Annotated in this window: 18 protein-coding genes; 2 read left to right on the forward strand and 16 right to left on the reverse strand. The window is 34.8% G+C overall.

What is annotated here, in order from left to right; translation table 11 throughout:
• Positions 1-2 precede the first annotated feature (2 nt).
• From D2908_RS01280 to D2908_RS01325, 10 genes are all read right to left on the reverse strand, one after another.
• Entirely contained in the window at positions 3-2,450 is a 2,448-nt protein-coding gene (locus D2908_RS01280) for an ATP-binding protein (RefSeq protein WP_117304280.1), read from the reverse strand.
• Positions 2,434-2,826 carry a conjugal transfer protein gene (locus D2908_RS01285; protein ID WP_002345009.1) on the reverse strand — a complete coding sequence of 131 codons (393 nt, stop codon included), beginning with the start codon at positions 2,824-2,826 and terminating at the stop codon, positions 2,434-2,436. Before D2908_RS01285 ends, D2908_RS01280 begins: the two co-directional genes overlap by 17 nt.
• Positions 2,827-2,912: 86 nt before the next feature.
• Positions 2,913-3,410: an antirestriction protein ArdA gene (locus D2908_RS01290; RefSeq protein WP_002345010.1), complete on the reverse strand. Its 498-nt coding sequence runs from the start codon at positions 3,408-3,410 to the stop codon at positions 2,913-2,915.
• A gap of 118 nt (positions 3,411-3,528) precedes the next feature.
• A complete protein-coding gene (locus D2908_RS01295) occupies positions 3,529-3,750 on the reverse strand; it encodes a hypothetical protein (protein ID WP_001009056.1) in 222 nt (73 codons plus the stop codon).
• Between the two features lie 42 nt (positions 3,751-3,792).
• Positions 3,793-4,998: a MobT family relaxase gene (gene mobT / locus D2908_RS01300; protein ID WP_015646596.1), complete on the reverse strand. Its 1,206-nt coding sequence runs from the start codon at positions 4,996-4,998 to the stop codon at positions 3,793-3,795.
• A 34-nt stretch (positions 4,999-5,032) separates the two neighbouring features.
• Complete coding sequence (locus D2908_RS01305) at positions 5,033-5,146, reverse strand: conjugal transfer protein (RefSeq protein ID WP_078102635.1); 114 nt, start codon at positions 5,144-5,146, stop codon at positions 5,033-5,035.
• 28 nt (positions 5,147-5,174) lie between these two features.
• Positions 5,175-5,612, reverse strand: a complete 438-nt coding sequence (locus tag D2908_RS01310; RefSeq protein ID WP_015646595.1) for a hypothetical protein — start codon at positions 5,610-5,612, stop codon at positions 5,175-5,177.
• Between the two features lie 5 nt (positions 5,613-5,617).
• Positions 5,618-7,012 carry an FtsK/SpoIIIE domain-containing protein gene (locus D2908_RS01315; RefSeq protein ID WP_117304282.1) on the reverse strand — a complete coding sequence of 465 codons (1,395 nt, stop codon included), beginning with the start codon at positions 7,010-7,012 and terminating at the stop codon, positions 5,618-5,620.
• A 39-nt stretch (positions 7,013-7,051) separates the two neighbouring features.
• A complete protein-coding gene (locus D2908_RS01320) occupies positions 7,052-7,438 on the reverse strand; it encodes a DUF961 family protein (RefSeq protein ID WP_000985016.1) in 387 nt (128 codons plus the stop codon).
• A gap of 15 nt (positions 7,439-7,453) precedes the next feature.
• Complete coding sequence (locus D2908_RS01325; RefSeq protein ID WP_000420680.1) at positions 7,454-7,768, reverse strand: YdcP family protein; 315 nt, start codon at positions 7,766-7,768, stop codon at positions 7,454-7,456.
• Positions 7,769-8,198: 430 nt separating this feature from the next.
• Between D2908_RS01325 and D2908_RS01330 the strand changes: the two genes are divergently transcribed.
• Positions 8,199-10,478 (forward strand): tetratricopeptide repeat protein, encoded by a 2,280-nt coding sequence (locus D2908_RS01330; protein ID WP_050088027.1) that lies wholly within the window; start codon positions 8,199-8,201, stop codon positions 10,476-10,478.
• On the opposite strand, the gene D2908_RS01335 is transcribed toward D2908_RS01330, so the two are convergent.
• A complete protein-coding gene (locus D2908_RS01335) occupies positions 10,462-11,703 on the reverse strand; it encodes an aminotransferase class I/II-fold pyridoxal phosphate-dependent enzyme (protein WP_050088028.1) in 1,242 nt (413 codons plus the stop codon). The two genes, D2908_RS01330 and D2908_RS01335, sit on opposite strands and share 17 nt — an antisense overlap.
• 90 nt (positions 11,704-11,793) lie before the next feature.
• On the opposite strand from D2908_RS01335, the gene D2908_RS01340 reads away from it, so the two are divergent.
• Entirely contained in the window at positions 11,794-12,690 is an 897-nt protein-coding gene (locus tag D2908_RS01340) for a tyrosine-type recombinase/integrase (protein WP_050088029.1), read from the forward strand.
• A 395-nt stretch (positions 12,691-13,085) separates the two neighbouring features.
• Here the strand turns inward: D2908_RS01340 and pezT are convergent, their stop codons facing one another.
• The 5 genes from pezT to D2908_RS01365 all read right to left on the reverse strand — a co-directional run bounded on the left by pezT (position 13,086) and on the right by D2908_RS01365 (position 15,680).
• Entirely contained in the window at positions 13,086-13,844 is a 759-nt protein-coding gene (pezT, locus tag D2908_RS01345) for a type II toxin-antitoxin system toxin PezT (RefSeq protein WP_000405378.1), read from the reverse strand.
• A complete protein-coding gene (gene pezA / locus D2908_RS01350; RefSeq protein WP_000579616.1) occupies positions 13,844-14,320 on the reverse strand; it encodes a type II toxin-antitoxin system antitoxin PezA in 477 nt (158 codons plus the stop codon). The genes pezT and pezA overlap by 1 nt, the downstream gene beginning before the upstream one ends.
• Positions 14,321-14,472: 152 nt before the next feature.
• Positions 14,473-14,700 (reverse strand): hypothetical protein, encoded by a 228-nt coding sequence (locus tag D2908_RS01355; protein WP_000301902.1) that lies wholly within the window; start codon positions 14,698-14,700, stop codon positions 14,473-14,475.
• Positions 14,691-15,323, reverse strand: a complete 633-nt coding sequence (locus D2908_RS01360; RefSeq protein WP_117304283.1) for a DUF3990 domain-containing protein — start codon at positions 15,321-15,323, stop codon at positions 14,691-14,693. The genes D2908_RS01355 and D2908_RS01360 overlap by 10 nt, the downstream gene beginning before the upstream one ends.
• Positions 15,324-15,404: 81 nt before the next feature.
• Positions 15,405-15,680 carry a hypothetical protein gene (locus D2908_RS01365; protein ID WP_000495442.1) on the reverse strand — a complete coding sequence of 92 codons (276 nt, stop codon included), beginning with the start codon at positions 15,678-15,680 and terminating at the stop codon, positions 15,405-15,407.
• Between the last annotated feature and the right edge of the window lie 5 nt (positions 15,681-15,685).

The raw sequence follows: 15,685 nt of genomic DNA on the forward strand, positions 1-15,685 counted from the left end.
ATTTACACCTCTTTTCGCACAGGTGGTCTGGTATCAAAGGCATGGAGCAGTTCTTCAAATACAGGGTGGAACTGTATCACACCGACACGACCATATAAATCACTGATAAGGCATTGCCCGTTTTCCAAATCACGCAATCGCTTCTGATTGTTTTCGTCCTCTGGGTCTACACCAAAAAAGGCAAGGGTTTTTTTAATCTCGTTAAGGTCAGTGGAACGAAAGGCAAATTTTAAGCCGAGGTTATTTTTCAGTTTTTCATCTAAGAGGTCATCTGTATTTTGGGTCACGAAATATACCCCAGCGTTCATAGCACGACCAGCACGAACCAGCTTCATAGATAGTGTTTTCCCTTGTGCCACCTGTAAGAAGCTCCATGCTTCGTCTAAGTCTACAATCTTGAAAATACTTCGGTCTGTATGGATAAAGTCCAACGCAAAGGTACTAATGACAATCAGCATTGCTACCGATAGTAACTCCATTGTGGTATATTCCTCAAAGGAAGTTTCCTTGTCAGGAAGTACCAAGTCGGCAACCTGTATAATGTTCAGTTGTTTTTCAAGGCTGATAGACTGCTCTACATAACCATCACTAAAAAGCAGATGGGCAAAGTCATAGTCTGTAAAACTTTCGATATGGTCGGCTATGCTGGTACTTAGTGGCGTATTCTCAACCCGTAATTCTTCAATCACTTTCATCAACCCTCGCACTTCACTATTGGTTACTGCACGAATGGCTTTTCTAAGGATTGGGAAGCGTTCCCCATCACGAGAGGAAATCCCCGTAAGGAATGTCAAAATATCAATAGCCAGTGATTCAGAATCTTTGGTATTTTTCATAATTACATAAGGGTCAAGTAAGCCTTTGTTTTTCTCATCAGAAGTCAGATTGACGATATTGATTTCATGGGAAATCTCTGGCAAGGTTTCTTTCCATCTGCCACGTTCTGCTTTTGGGTCTACAATCACTGCTTGTGCCCCATAAAGCACTGCATAATAGACGATAAGGTTATTCGCAAAGGATTTACCACCACCCAGCGAACCGACAAAGGCAGACGCTAACGCATTGGTTACTGAACCCTTAACCCCTTGACTGGCAAGAGCAGGTTTCAGATAGACATTGCGTCCAGTATCTAAGCTGTAGCCAACATAAATCCCCTCATTTTCACCCAGCATTTGAGTAGCACCAAAACCTAAACCAGCGAGGAAATCAGAGGTCACGTATTGAATATAGTCATTCATATATCTTTTGCTGGCAGGTAAAAATTCTTCATGTAAGCCCAGCATATCCCCAAAAGGTCGTACCAGTTTCACGCTCAAATCATCATAGAAATCTTTCACTTCATTACAACGACGTTTAAGTTCGTCAAGGTCATTTGCTGATACCCTTACAACATAGGACAGCTTATACATAGATTCCTTGCTTTGGTCTAAATTGGTTTCCAGCTCGTTCACACTTTCCAGAGCTTCCGCCACATTAGAGCTGGTTTCATTATCACTTTGCCATGCGTGGTTATCCAAGTCTTTCAGTTCTTTCTTTTTATTGCGGACAGTAGATAGGGCTTTACGATTCGCTACAATTTCCACATTCATTGACGTATCAATCGGAAAGGTAAATTGCTGTTGCTGGTAGTAGAAGATTTCAGAGGACGGGAAGTCCAGTTCGCCGACAATACTGTTGATGGTAAAGTAAGCTACATAGGCGGTTTCGTCTTCCTGCTGGATTTTCAAATATCGCTGTTTTTCTTCCACCAGACAGCTAGTAGGCTTAATGAGGTCATAGGTTTTAATCAGTGTTTCATGTTCCAGCTTTTTCTTTGATAGAGGATACTCATACTCTTCATAGGCAGTGCCTGTCTGTCCGTAAAGGTGTTCAATCAGATAGCCGAAGTCGTCCTTATCTAATCTTCGGATTTTGAAACGACGGGAGATTTTATTTTCTAAAAGCTTTTCCATCTTCTGAAAACGCAGGATTTCATCATTACTCATACTAACAAAATCGCCCATCAGCTTATGGTTCACATCATAGACAAAATCAGTAAAAGCATTTTTTGCTTCAACGGTAAGACTTTTCATAGAAAACTCCTGATCGTTGAGAAGCAACTTAAAACCGATAAAGAAACGGTAGTCCACTTGATTTTCGCCAATCATGGATATTAAAGCGTCTGTCTGTTGGTCGATTTTGTCATAGGCAACCGTTTTGAGCTTTCCAGTGACTTCATTTTTGGAACGTTCTTGTGCAGAAAGTATGCTGGATTCTGTACTGATTTGTAAAGCATGAATCTTGCCATCACGATTTTGTGCGATAAGCTGTCTGAAAGAATCATGTACTTGTATTTTCTGTTCCGGACTTAGAAATGAGTAATTGTAGGGAACAAGCTCATAGTAAGCGTAACATTCCCCATCTTTATTCCAGACCAGATTGTTTTCAATATATTTAATTGGATATGCCATAAAATTCACTCCTAACTGCTGTAATGGCTTCTTGTGGCTGGTTTCTGCCAAGCGTTACTTTTTTTCCTGCATAGGTCAGTTTTCGTCGCAGTGCATAAGCAATGACAGACTTCAAAAATCCATAAGGCTTTTTACCATCAAAGGTTTTTGTAGACATAAACCATGTGAAAGCCACAGGAATCCCAAAGTATTTGAGAAATGCTCCCTCTATCATAGAAAGAGGGGGCAAGTTGCCAAGTATCATAACTGCAAAGAGTGACACGACAAACCATGTCATTTGCGTAAAGGTTATGGGAAACGGAAGTCTAAAGTCATTGATGGAGTACAACACTTTCTCAACAGACCAGATACTGGTATAGCTTCGTATTTTCTTCATGTAATCAATCCTTTCATAAAAATGGGGATAGTCTTTTGACTACCCCGTAAACAAGAAAATCTGCCAGTAAGAATGTACCGACAGATTTAATAGACGATTTCAAAAATCCCGTGATTGGTTGAGATAAACGTTCCCGAAAGGTCTAAATCCCGACCATAGGATTCATAATCAATATAGTTTTGAAGACTGGCTGGCACTTCGCCTAAAGCACCCGTTTCTTCAATGTAGTAGCGTGCCACGTCAGACATATCATCACAATCGGAATGAATGATAATATCTTCTTGATGTTCGCTTAATTCTTCAATACTTGAAAAATGAGTGAGCAGAGCAGATAGCTCCGATTGTAGTTCTTCTGGCAACTCCGATACCATTTCCCATAGGCGATTGAGTTCGCTAATAGAAGTGTATTCGTCAACCGTAAAGGGTAACTCGTAATCATGAATGGCGTATTCCTCATATTCATCATTCAAGCCGATTTTCTCTTTGACTTCCTCAAAATCAATGGGAAAGGTAAACCATGCACCAACTAATTCGCCCTCATTGTATTTGCCTAAATTGGCAATGTAGACTTGCATATCGTCCATGTATTCACACGTCCTTTCTTTATAGAGATTCAAAAATCCCTACCGCACTTCGTTTGGTGTACCATTCTTTTGCGGAACATAAGAAAACCACTTATATTCCACAAAATAACGGTTTAATTTAAGCACCAATAATGCGATTGAATAGCTCTAGTAAAATGTCTTTTACTCCAGCAGCGTTGAAGACTAAGCCTACCGCAATAATCGCAATAATGAGAAAGCCAATGAGTTTACTGAACTCACGCTTGAAGCCAAGATACAAGCCAATCACAACGATTGCTAAAAGTACCAGTGATTGAGCGTTTGATAGAAACCAGTTATAAAGGTTTTGTCCAAAATTCATAAAAATGTTCTCCTCTCTATATTCAATGAATTTGTGTTTAGGTTATTTCTTTGTCGTTATCACGTCCTTATCTTTTGCCGACTGTTGCTTCAAAATCTGCTCATGCCGGTCTGTCAGTTTCGCATGGTCGAGAATGTCTTTCACAACCTGCGTCTGGTTGATTTCATCAAGTTTAATCGCAACCTTTAAAGTGGGTGCGACTTGATGGGAAAGCCAGTTCAGCGTCCGCTGGAAAGAGTAAGGCTCTGGTTTTGTGGTTAGTTTTAATCGTTCACGGTTGTTCCCAATAAACCAAGCCCATTCTTCATTCAGCTTCCAATCAGAACGAGGTTTGGAATCGTCTTTATCTACAAAACGGATATACCGATTGATAATTTTAAAAGCAGTCTTTTCTGGATTGTCATAGACGAGTAAATCACGGACTGCATAATAGGCACGCTCATTTTTCAGCCGAATCTCAAAACGGTTTTTTACTTCTGCGTCTTCAATGGGAATATCATTTTTCTTGTACTGTTCATAGTCCTTTTCATAGATACAGAAATAAACTTCACTCTGTAATGAACCGATATAGAGGGTATTTCCCATACATTCCTTTTCATCTTTGCGTACCAGTTCGCCACTGCGATAGCTTTTGAAACTGCGGAAGACGGATATACATTCTTCCTGTCTGCATTTTTCAGTGAGTACAGGGATATTCAAAATCCCTGTCTTATCGTTAATGGCAAGGTCAAGGCGTTTCATCACACCGCCAGCCACCAAAGCGTCCATAAAGAACTCATACCAGCTTCTTTGTTGAGCCAGAAGATAGCTTTCAAATTGCCGACACCCACGACCTTTCAATTCCACCAGAACTCCTTTGTCCAGTTCGTGGGAGCAGAGAACGAATATATCGCCTAAAGCATAATGCTCTGAATAAGAATAGAAACCATAGTCCTCATGAAGAAAATAGGACAGTTTCAGTTGTAAGATGTTTTCGACCACATGCTGTACGTCCGTTGTGGGAAAGCGAATCCTTACATAATCAAAGAGCATTTCAAGGGGAGCGTCGGGATTGAAGCGTTCCAGAGCTTCAAAAAGAGATTGCTGTAAATCCTCTGATGGCTTGACTTTTCCTGTTTCAATATCGCTTAGATACTGCCTTGTAATACCAGTCGCAACCGCTAAACGATTTTGAGATAGTCCATAAGCCAAGCGTTTTTCTTTTAACTGCTGTAACCAAGTTTGTTCATTCAGTAAAAATCCCTCCAATCAAAAAGGCGTATGTCAACTTTTAAAGCCCATTTTACATACGCTGAAATTTTGTAAATCCCTTGTAACCAAAGGATTTTCTAATGTTTTTTTGACTGTTTCCTGTCGATTTGTACCCCCCTGTTAGATACGGGGGGTTAATGGGCAGGGCAAGCCCTGCCCGACAAAGCCAGAACTTACGGTTTAAGACCGTAAAACCTGCCTTTGTCGTCTGTATCTGCCTTTGATTCTCCCTGTATGCCAGTGTAAATCACTACCAAATCAACTTCTGGTCTTAAATATTCCTGTTCAATCACTTCTGATAGACCGTCCGTTTTGAATGAATTTCTATCAAAAAGCTGAAATTCATATAGAATATTTTTGCTGGTAATACTATGTCGCTTCTCTAACCTCATTCTGAATGTGAACGGTGGTTTCTTCACTTCACGGATAATTTCATCAATCAGCTTATCTATTCTGGAATAGAATCGTACTTTTGGATTGACGGTAAAATGCCTGTATCGGTCAATGATGTATTGTTCACAATCTACCGTGAATTGGTCTGTATTCAAGCAAAGACAAATGACAGATTTTTCAGTCGGTGTATGATATATCTCCAATCTTTTAATATCCATTACTTTTATTTCTCCATTTCTTGTTGTTCTGATGATGGCTTTTTTATGTCCTGTCTGCTGTTGGATAACTTTTTAATTTCCTCTAAAAAGTCATGTCCTTTTGGTACAAGGGGAGTATAAAACTCTGATATGACACTTGTTCCTACATCAACATAGCCACGACCTTTGATTCGCTTTAAGAAGAAATCCTTTTGTACGTCACTGCCAAACATCATGCCATAGCCCATTTCAGACATACGACCTAAAGCCACTCTGAAATTAAACTGGTCACGGATTCCGTCGCCTAGATATTTTGCGTCTGGACGCTGACAAGCCAGTATTAGAAAGAAGCCAGCTTGACGACCTAACATGACAATCTGTTTCAACTTATTTATAACTGCGGTGTTTTCTTTTGTTCCCAGCATTTCCATGAAAGCGACATATTCATCAAAGATTAAGAAGTGTGCTGGAAGTTCTAAGTAAGCATAATTTTCGCCAGTCTTATAATTTTCCATCTGCTTCATTTCCTCACTGCGTTTTATCATTTCTTCATAGAATGTATCAATGCAGGAAAGCAAGTCTTCTTTTCTGTAGTGGACATTTGCCATCACAGAGCCTAAATCGGCTAAGTCTGCATTTTTCGGGTCTAAGATATACAGCTTAGAATCTGTATGAAGCAAGGCTTCAATCAGTGTCAGGATAAAGTAGGTCTTACCGCCACCTGTACCACCAGCTATGAGCATGTGAGGCAGATTGTCATATTCCCACCACATATTTTTCATTAAGCAAAGTTTCCCATCATGAGCTTGTACTTCATCAATAGAAATACGACGGGCTATCATATCATAGAGCAAGGTATATTCCACGTAGGAATCCTTTAACTCTTTATCCGTCAGCTCACAGTACAAGCCACTTTCTAATTTCTTTTCCAAGTGTAGGAGCTGGTCTTGATATTTCCCCAGAGTGATTTCCACTTGTATCTGTATTAAGCCATTTTTAAGGCGATAATAGATTTTAGGGAAGTAGGTTATCTTTTCTTTGGTACGACTGGGGGAATCCTTGAAGAAGCCATCTGTTTTGACCTGTTCTGATTCATACCACTTATTTTCAAGAACCATCTTCGCCAGCTTTTGACGGTGGTAGAGTTGTTTAATCGTATCATAGCGATACCGTTTGAATAGAAACGCCACCAGCAAGCAGACAAGAATTGCGACACTGAAACTGATACTTAAATACGGAATGTCAATCTTATCTGCTTGTGATAGGTTAAAGTCCTGCCAGTTGACCTGCTGGATTGTCTTCACATGAAACAGTCCGACAACAAGCAGTAAAATAGGCAGTAAGGACGCTACTGTAAAATGAAAGACTAAATCTTTGTCACTCGGACGAATCCTTTTACCACGAAAGACACGCTGTTTCATGTTTGATTTTCTCCTTTCTCTCTAATGGAAGATACGTGGCTATTTGTCCGTAGCAGGTTCTTTCTTAGGTGGCTGTTGATTTCTAAAGGAATTAGAATCCTTTGTCAGCACAATATCGTCTGCCTTGATGTACCAGTCAACATCTGCTCCTTGAAAGGTAGCAGTAGCGACAGTATCCGCAATGGGATTGATAAGTTCCACCCGTGCGTTATATTCAAACTCTTTCAAAGGCACGCTGGCAGGAATACTTACTTGAATCATGCGTCCTTGCCCTTTGGATTTTAAGTCATAGGTACGTTCTTTGATTTCCTCTGAAACCGTACCGTCTTCATTTTGGATTCTCACTTCACGACGTAGAGCAGAGAATTTTAATTCTCCAAAAGTCGTGTCTTTATCTAATACGATACCATTTGCTAATCTCATCATTTTTCCTCTCTTTCTTTATTCTTTTACCATGTCGTCAGCATGTAAAAGGTAATTTGTAAAACCACGAGTGCCGATTTTATAGCCCTCGGCGGTAATACGTGGATTGACTAACTTAACACGTTCCTCAAAGCCGAAATGTTTTTCGCCAGCTTCAGCAGGAAGTACGACCACAATATCATCTGCTCTTTGAACGTCTGAATAGAGATTATAGCTTCGAGATAAGACGGTTAGATGTCCGTTGATTCTTCGCTGTACGACTTTATCCTCGCCAGCAAATTCTAAATTGCCGAATGTTTTTTCCATCTTGGGAATCACAAATTTAAGTTCCATATTTTTACCTATCCTTTCTTTTTTATGGTTGAATGAATCTCGTTTGTTTGATGGTCTTTCACGGTGGGGAGCGACCTTTATTCTCTTGTTTTTCTATTTTCGTAGTATCACGTCCTTTCAAATCGGGTAAAAAAATAGACACCTCATTTTTGAAGTGTCCACCTTTTGCCTATTCAATTTTTATTGGAAGTATCTTTGTTTCTTCACTTTTCAAGGGTAAATCGTCGTATCAAAGCTCATTCATAAGTAGTAAATTAGTAGTAAATTGATTGGTTTCGACCTTGATAAAGTGTGATAAGTCCAGTGTTTATACGGATAACTAGATTTTCATACTATTTTTAACTAAAAAAATCATTATACAAATCAAGCTACTAAAGATGAATTTATGGTATACTGGTGATAATAAATTGTTATCGGTAGGAGATGTTTTATGTATTACGGTCGAGATACTGAAATAGAAGAATTAAAACAGCATTTTAAATTTTCTAGTAATGATAAAAATAGTTTATATATTATTAATGGTTTAAGTGGTAGTGGTAAAACCGAGCTAATCAAAGAGGTTTGTCAACGAGTTTACAGCCATGATAAAGAAGCCTTTATTCTCTACATTGATGTTATAAATGATGGGTTTGAAAGTAATAAATTTTTTGAAAATCTACTAAAAGGAGCGTATGTCCCAACACAATTCAGAAGAAATCTATGCTTATCAATACCTCAAAAATATTCGTTTTCAAATTATTTAAGAAAACAAAAACTAACAAATCTAACTCTGAAACATAGTCTTAGGTTAATCAGATCGTTTATTGCGTTCGATACAACTTACAAAAAAGTAATTGATTATCCTTGGGAAGAAGTTATTACTGAAATAAAGGAGGGAATATTTGAAAATGATTTATATTTAAGATATTTCAGTCATGTTTCAAAAAAAATCCGTCTTAATATTATTATTGATAATTATCAATTTTTATCTGAAGATATAAAAATAAAATTTGAAGATGACTTTAATACACTTCAAAGCGGAATCTCTTTAACAATTATAAACCGAACAAATGATAAGTTAAAATCGATTGATAAACTAGATACATTGGACAATTATACTCCTACTGTATTAAATTTATCGTATCTTACTGAGGATGAGTGTAAATTACTAATAAGAAATAAAATTGCTTTACTTGATAATGTCAAATTGAATCAAATCTGGCAGATAACACAAGGTAATTATAAAGATATTGAATTAATTATTAACAGACTTATTGATAATCCAAATTCAGAATTATTTAATATTTCTGATATATATGACAAACTTCCAGATATTCAAAAAAATATACTTATCATATCATCAATTTTTCCTGCTGGTATGAAAAAAGATATAGTTTTTAACTACATTAAATCTATATTAGACGAAAATACTGAAGTAGCTGATTCTCTAAAATCCCTTATTGATGCAGGTTTTGTCTATATTAATGGTGATACAAATGATAAAATCAAAATTTCACACGAATCAATTGTAAATGGTATTTTAAATCACACAAATGCTTCTGATCTTCAATTAGTAACCAACAATCTAAAAATATATTTAGAGCAAACTATCCTATCTATAGGAGTTGGTGGCGAGTTAGCTTATTTAATTCACTGCTTAATAAATATATGTAATATTGAAGAGTTGCGGCAAAATGTAGAATATATCAAACAGTTACTTGAAATCGAATACAGGAAAAATTCATATTTTTACATTGTATCTTTGAGTAAGAAGATACTTCATTTAATAGAATTATTACCCGAAAAATACTTACATTATATGTTGAACTCGTACCAGTGGATTTCTGATTTTAATGGAGGTTTAGCTATTTTAAACAGTCTTCAAAAAGATAATTATTCAAAAGATTTACAGCTATACTATCCTAGATTTCAAATTCAAAAATATGAATTTGAGGAGGCGCTAAAATCACTGGAAAAGTTAGAAAATTGCTCTGGAACATTACTCTACAAGCTAAATGCTTATGGTCATTTAGGTAAAGATCGAGAGGCAATTAAACTCCTTAATGAAAGCATGAATTCTGTAGAAAAAGACGACTTCTATTATATTATTTTACGAAATTCTGCTCATTATTTCCCAACTAAAGAAGCTACCGAAAATCTCAAACTAGCATTGGACTATTTTCAACGTAATGAATATCAAATACCTGTTGCAACAGTATATAATAATTTAGGTGTTGTTAATATCTGGGACGGAGAATATGATATAGCTTTAGAGAATCTAAATAAGGCCATAAAAATACTAAAAAAATATGATTCAAATGAAATTTTTGAACCATATTGTAATAAATCAATTATTTTTTTGATGAATAAAAATTATCAACAATCTCTGAAGTTTATAAATAAATCACTTCAAGAATGTCCTAAAGCTTTGACCTTAGATATTAGGATGCTCAAGTTAAACAAATTAATTATTGAATTGATTTCTGAAAGAATCTCTTTTACAGAATTTCAAAATTCACTAAGAAACTTTGAGGAAGAAATTCCACTCATAGACGATCCTTGGTATAAATTTCAAATAGTATACAATTTACAACAATTTGATGATATTCCTTTTGTTTGTGAAAAAACTTATATTGATGATTATCAAGACGGACTCACTAAATACTATCTGTTGATTCCTTACAAAAAATATAATTTCTGTATAGGTCTTTCTCCTAATTGGAGATATTAATTTGTTCATGGTACTTGCGAATGAGATCTAAATATATGGAATAATCATATTGTTTATATTTTAATAAATTAGCTACTAGTTTAGCTAATTTTTTAATATCATCATCAGTATAGGATAAATTTGTAATTCCGATTGTTCCTAATCTTATTCCTGAAGTCGTCATTGGTCCGTGTGTATCATTTGGAATTTGATTTCGGTTAACTAATATTTTATGTTGAAAAAGTAGATTCTCTGCATCCTTACCACTCAAGTTTAGATTCAGTAGATTAACTAAAATTATATGAGTCTTTGAGTTTTTATAAACAACATCAACCCCTTCTTTACTTAATTGTTTTATAAACAATAAAGTATTTTTTATAACCTGTTGTGCATAATCTTGAATATCTATTGATAATAATTTGATTAAACAGATACATTTCGCAAATAATGCATTTTGTGTAGGACCTCCCTGTGTTCTAGGAAAAATTGAATTAGTTATTTTTTCTTCAAATATAGAACGATACATTAGTACTCCTCCTTGAGGCCCACGTAAACATTTATCCATTGTAAAAGTAACGAAATCGACATATGGAAAAATCGACTTATGTAGCTTTGCCATAATATATAAAACACTATGGCAAATATCCGCTAAAATAAGGGTATTGGGGCTAACCTCTTTTATAATTTCATAAATTTGTTGATAATTAAATTCATTTCCATACGATGAAGCACCAATAATAATCAATTTAGGTTTATATTTATCTAATAATTCCTTTAATTCGATATAATCAATATTTAAATCATGATCTAAGTGATAATATTTTACAGTACCTTTGCCTGTATAAGTGTGTGAAATATGTCCTCCGTCTTTTGGAGATAACGATAAAATATAATCGTCACTTTCTAAAACACAATTATAGACTATTTGGTTAGCCTGAGTTCCTGAATGTGGTTGCACATTAACTCTATAATCACCAGGATTTAAATCAAAAAGTTGAAGACACAATTCTTCTGAATATATTTCAATATTATCCAATGAAGTACAATGAGGAAAAAAGCGTTTTTCAACAGCTCCCTCTGTTGGCAGAGTAGCGAGAGGGAAACTTTGAATCTCTAATACTTCGGTGAATGGATAGCTAATACATGCAGCAAGATTTATTACGCTATTCTGTTCTTGGTTATATGAATCAAGAATTTTATTTAACTTCTGATAGATTTCACCTTCAAATTTATTAATTTTATACACTGACTTCTCCTATCGATAACAATTTATTATCGCTATACAAAGCACCTAAATAGGTTTATAATAGCATGATTATTGATAAAGGAGATTTTTATGGATTATAAACTTATTTCTACTTACTTAGATTATTGCAAAACTCATAAGCGTTTGAGTTCGCACACGATTCGCGCTTATAAGAATGATCTTATGCAATTTTATAACTCAGACTATGATAATGTCGAATCCTATATAGAACAGTTGACACGATCTAACATAAAAACGAATACATTAAGAAGAAAAATTGCTTGTATGAAGGTGTTTTATAACTATCTAAAATACCAGAACATAATTGAAGAGAATCCCTTCAATCAATTGCGCTTTCAATTTAGAACTGAAAAAGTATTGCCTAAAACGATTCCGTATGACATTCTGAAAAGCATTTTTATATATTTAGAACGGAAAGTAATTGTATCTAAAACTGACTATCAAAAACAACACGCTGAAAGAAATCTACTAATTATTTCACTTTTACTTTCAACAGGCATCAGAATTTCTGAACTTTGCCACATTCATCTCAAAGATATTAATCTTTCCAATAAGACACTCCATATTATAGGAAAGGGTAAGAAAGAACGTATCCTATTTTTAGGAGATCAAAAAACATTCAATTTATTAGAAACATATATAAATAAAACAAGAAATGAATCAAATGATTTCTTGTTTCCAGGGAAACATTCTCTTAAACCATTGTCAGAGCAAAGTGTACGTTTAGTTATAAAGAGAATCGTTGAACAAAATAGCTTATCTAAAACTATTACACCACATATGTTTAGACATAGCTTTGCGACAATGCTTCTAGATAATGATGTAGATATTCGATACATTCAACAAATTCTTGGACACAGTTCTATATCAATCACACAAATCTATACTCACGTATCTCATTCAAAACAAAAAGAAATACTTAGTTCTTTTAATCCTGTATCAGCGATTCATTCTGAAATCGAATAAGAGAACTTTCCAAAGCCTACAGTTTAGTTCATCTAAAATTAATTTTTGTAGTTCGAATTTAGTTAATAGATTTTATGCTCAACAAAATCAAAAAACATATAAAACTTCACTTTGAATCAGCATTTATAATATATTCTGTATTTAAGAACTCCATAATTGTTTTTCTAAAATATATCTTTCAAATATCCTTAAATATAATAAAAAGAGATGGGCAAAATCTCAATTCCTGAAGAAAATGGAGTAAATCTTCCCACAAGAAAACGCATAATTTCAAGTTTTTCAACACCTGAGATTATGCGTTTTTTGGTTCTAAAAAATTTTCGCCCACCTTAATTAAACAACTAACAAAAGTTATAAGTAGACTATATTTTAAAATTTGTGTTCTAACAACTATTTCAATTAGTTAAATCTTTAAATCTTTCTTCTCCAGATTTAAGCATCTCTTTCTCTACCTGACTCCACTCCCCAAACAGTAACTCTTGAAGAATATCTGCTGCTGAAATTTTATCTTCTCTTGAATCATGTACACAACTTCTATCTCGTTGATAAATTTGAATTCTTTCAAAGATAGCTAGTTCTTCCAACTGTCGGGTATTATCAACTAGATGATTTACAATGAAATCATGATGTTCTTTTGGAGTTGCGCGTGCTTGATTTGGATTGATGGCGTACAGTTCTTCATAACGGATAAGAGTACTTATATAGGACAGCTCAGGCTTTGTTGCAATTAAGGCTAATTGTACTTCATATCCCTTATTTTTCAAGAGTTGTGCTGTTTTCTTTGGAACATCAACTGTTCGTAAAGTTCCCTCTATCAAAAGATTGTATCCCAAATTGCTTAATTCTGTTACTAAAGACTCCACCATTTTGCCTGCAAAATCTTTAGTGTATTCAACACTATCTTTACCATATACTTGCTGCAGTTCTAAATAGTGTGGATGCTGAGAACGAAAACTATCGCCATCTATGATAACAATATTTCCTTGAAATTCTTTCTGTTTAATTCGATGAATTGTAGTCTTACCAGCACCACTTTGCCCTCCAAGCAAAATCGCTATAGGTTGCTTACTGGACTTTTTTCCTCTTGTCAGAGAGCGAAGGTTCCTCTCTAAAGCATGTTTGAATTCACTATCGGTATAATCTTGGATTTCCATTAGGCTACCATCCGTTTTTCAGATATCTCTAACATACGTTCAATTCCATCCAAATAGCCGCTATACCTCTCTATTTCATCAAAATTCTCTACTAAATAGATATTCGTATGAATCAAGTCAGATAGATCATCACTCATTAAAATCCAAGGATTAGATTCATCATCAATGCTAATTCCCTGTCTATCTTGATAACGATAGATTCGAGATAATAGATTAGCACCTCTTTCTTTCACTATTTCAATTTTTAAAGTCAATTCATAATCTTCAACAGGATTCAGCATTTTATCTTCTCCTACAATATCGACATAAGATACATTAAACTTCTGACAAATGATGTCTATTAATTCGGTAGAGACTGAACTCGTTCCATTTTCATAACGACTCAGACTATTTCGTGAAATACCTACAATCCGTGCAAATTCGGGTTGTGTTAAGTCATGTGTTTTACGTAAGGATTTTATGTTCTTTCCAATCATGGCAAACTCCTTTATTTTTCTAAATCCATTATAGCATAAAAAAGCAGAACGCACCAAAATTGGTGCGTTGTTTGTTGTTTTTCTAGCCTAAACTTTACTTCTAAAAAAGCCACCTTAAAGAGTAATTCCTTTTTCGGTGGCTTTTCAAAATACTATACAATAAAATACTCTTGTTTAATTTTTGTAAGCAGGTTGTTAGCAACCGAAGTTACACCAACATGCATCAGTTCAGGATCAGAATAATCTAGATTACGAGCATAGCCTTCTGCAACAGTCTGAGCAATACGCTCATCCAATTTATAATTAGAGGCTTTTAATAGTGCTTGAAATAATTCTGAACTATATAGTTTAATATTATTTTCCAACGATACTACTGCCATTTTTGTAACTCCTCTCCTGTCTTTGATTGATAAACTTTCTCTATTTTCATTATATCACAAAAAGATTGGTTGTGAATGGATAATTGTTTAAAAGAATAGGGTTTTCTAAACTCAGCAAGCATTTCTTCTTTTGTAATTTCATTCTGACGAAAACGAGCTAAAGCTTGGGTTGGATTGTCATCAGTCTGAACACCATAGATAAAATCAAAATGGTGTTGTAATTCATCTGGATTTTCCCGATTTTGAACGACAAGTTCCGCAAAATCTAAATCTGACTCTGACTTTTTATGTTTTGCAAAATAGTGACAATGATAGTCAGGGTTCTTAAAAATTTCTATAAAATTTGAAATACGAAATTCTACTATAATTCCTACTTCTTCTTCTGAGTCAAAAATATTATTATTAGAAGTGCTTCGATTTAATACTTCAACTTGCTTGTTAATAAATTTTCTAGCTTGTTCAAAGTCAGGTGTGATATAGAAACCAGGTCCAAAGTCTAGCTCACTTCCTAAATTAAATTTAACATCGATTCCTTTTTTTAAGGATTCTAAATGTCTCAATAATGTAGCATGAAACCACTGCGTCTGACCTAGTTGCTTTTCCTGCTTGGTAGTCAACTCCAAAATATTTACTTCCTTCTCTAGTCTATACTAAAAGTATAACACAAGACTTTATGCAAGTAAAAGAAAATTTTATAAAACCATTTATTTCATTCCATTTTTCCTAAATCTCTCTAAATTCTTCTCCAATTGTTCTTTATGAAGTTGGTTCTTAGCTTCCTTTAATGTGTCGTCCAAAGTTTCTTCTCTGTAAGTTGCTTCTGTTTTTAGCTGTTCGGTTTCTTGATCTGGAGTGAAAATAATATCTAGCAGTCGGTCTATTTTTTCAAGATCTTGGACAGACATATCAGATAGTCTATGAATTAGCTTTTTAAATACATCACTATTGTCGTGATTTTTCTTAAAAAATGTTGTAAACATCTATA

The organism is Streptococcus sp. LQJ-218, assembly GCF_003428885.1.
In the GTDB taxonomy this organism is placed as follows: domain Bacteria; phylum Bacillota; class Bacilli; order Lactobacillales; family Streptococcaceae; genus Streptococcus.

Bases quoted from the DNA above. Each gene is read 5' to 3' on its own strand.
- D2908_RS01330 (WP_050088027.1), top strand. From the start codon at position 8,199: ATGTATTACGGTCGAGATACTGAAATAGAAGAATTAAAACAGCATTTT.
- pezT (WP_000405378.1), bottom strand. From the start codon at position 13,844: ATGGAAATCCAAGATTATACCGATAGTGAATTCAAACATGCTTTAGAG.
- D2908_RS01355 (WP_000301902.1), bottom strand. From the start codon at position 14,700: ATGGCAGTAGTATCGTTGGAAAATAATATTAAACTATATAGTTCAGAA.
- D2908_RS01325 (WP_000420680.1), bottom strand. From the start codon at position 7,768: ATGGAACTTAAATTTGTGATTCCCAAGATGGAAAAAACATTCGGCAAT.
- D2908_RS01290 (WP_002345010.1), bottom strand. From the start codon at position 3,410: ATGGACGATATGCAAGTCTACATTGCCAATTTAGGCAAATACAATGAG.
- D2908_RS01285 (WP_002345009.1), bottom strand. From the start codon at position 2,826: ATGAAGAAAATACGAAGCTATACCAGTATCTGGTCTGTTGAGAAAGTG.
- D2908_RS01340 (WP_050088029.1), top strand. From the start codon at position 11,794: ATGGATTATAAACTTATTTCTACTTACTTAGATTATTGCAAAACTCAT.
- D2908_RS01295 (WP_001009056.1), bottom strand. From the start codon at position 3,750: ATGAATTTTGGACAAAACCTTTATAACTGGTTTCTATCAAACGCTCAA.
- D2908_RS01320 (WP_000985016.1), bottom strand. From the start codon at position 7,438: ATGATGAGATTAGCAAATGGTATCGTATTAGATAAAGACACGACTTTT.
- D2908_RS01315 (WP_117304282.1), bottom strand. From the start codon at position 7,012: ATGAAACAGCGTGTCTTTCGTGGTAAAAGGATTCGTCCGAGTGACAAA.
- pezA (WP_000579616.1), bottom strand. From the start codon at position 14,320: ATGATTGGAAAGAACATAAAATCCTTACGTAAAACACATGACTTAACA.
- D2908_RS01365 (WP_000495442.1), bottom strand. From the start codon at position 15,680: ATGTTTACAACATTTTTTAAGAAAAATCACGACAATAGTGATGTATTT.
- D2908_RS01280 (WP_117304280.1), bottom strand. From the start codon at position 2,450: ATGGCATATCCAATTAAATATATTGAAAACAATCTGGTCTGGAATAAA.
- D2908_RS01310 (WP_015646595.1), bottom strand. From the start codon at position 5,612: ATGGATATTAAAAGATTGGAGATATATCATACACCGACTGAAAAATCT.